Source organism: Colwellia sp. 75C3, from assembly GCF_002836255.1.
Classification (GTDB): domain Bacteria; phylum Pseudomonadota; class Gammaproteobacteria; order Enterobacterales; family Alteromonadaceae; genus Colwellia.
Genome location: NZ_PJAU01000007.1, coordinates 1 through 610 on the forward strand (window position 1 = coordinate 1; position 610 = coordinate 610).

Annotated in this window: 1 protein-coding gene; it reads left to right on the top strand. The window is 44.6% G+C overall.

Annotated elements, in window-relative coordinates; all coding sequences use genetic code 11:
- Positions 1-6 precede the first annotated feature (6 nt).
- A partial coding sequence (locus CXF85_RS00060; protein ID WP_157828988.1) for an IS1595 family transposase occupies positions 7-610 on the top strand: 604 nt, incomplete at its 3' end.

The window sequence follows — 610 nt, forward strand, 5'->3', positions numbered from 1 at the left end:
AAAAAAATGCCTGTCGCTGGCAAAGACTACCCGATAACTTGGAGCCAATATCTTGATTGGTTTCATTCCGAAGAAGCTTGTCGCACTTACTTGGCAGGGTTGAGGTGGCCCACTGGATTTATTTGCCCAAAATGTCGTGTTTTTGGAAATATTACTCAATCAAGTCGAGGTAGATGGGTGTGCCCCACCTGTAAACACCAGTCAACAGTTACGGCTGGAACAATTTTTGACAAAACACGCACTGATATACGAGTCTGGTTTGCTGCAATTTGGTATATCACCAACCAAAAGAACGGGGTGAGTGCGCTCGGATTGCAGCGAGTTTTGGGGCTTGGAAGTTACGAAACTGCTTGGACGATGCTGCACAGATTACGCCGAGCAATGGTACGTCCATCTCGTGAATTTCTGAAAGGGGAAGTTGAAGTTGATGAAACTTATCTAGCTTTAACAGAGCGTGGTAATCATAAATCTGGCAAGAGTTGTAAGAGTAATACAACTAAGGCGTTGGTTGTTATTGCCGTAGAAATACTCCAACCAAAGGGCTTCGGTAGAATTCGCGTTCAACGAATTGAAAAAGCAGACTCTGCGAACTTGATGCCTTTTATCCGCG